The following is a 341-nucleotide window of genomic DNA, read 5'->3' as shown; positions in this document are numbered from 1 at the left end:
CCGCCTTCGCGGATCGCGAAGCGCAGGCCTTCATCCATGGCGACCGGGTTGATCAGGGTGACAACCATCTTCACGTTGTCGCCCGGCATCACCATTTCCACACCTTCCGGCAGTTCGCAAGCGCCGGTGATGTCGGTGGTACGGAAGTAGAACTGCGGACGGTAGCCCTTGAAGAACGGGGTGTGACGGCCGCCTTCATCCTTGGACAGCACGTACACTTCGGCGTCGAAGGTGGTGTGCGGCTTGATCGAACCCGGCTTGGCCAGGACCTGGCCACGCTCGACGTCGTCACGCTTGGTGCCGCGCAGCAGCAGACCGGCGTTGTCGCCTGCCTGACCCTG

General features: G+C 63.6%; 1 protein-coding gene. It reads right to left on the bottom strand.

The annotated features are described in order from the left end of the window. Nucleotides 1–341 (bottom strand): EF-Tu C-terminal domain-related protein (locus tag ACWV8V_RS18650; RefSeq protein WP_455900438.1); only part of this gene is annotated, 341 nt, incomplete at both ends.

This window comes from Stenotrophomonas sp. Ker107b (genome assembly GCF_053847245.1).
The sequence above is the reverse complement of the archived record's forward strand: the minus strand, read 5'-3'. Positions and strand labels throughout refer to the sequence as shown.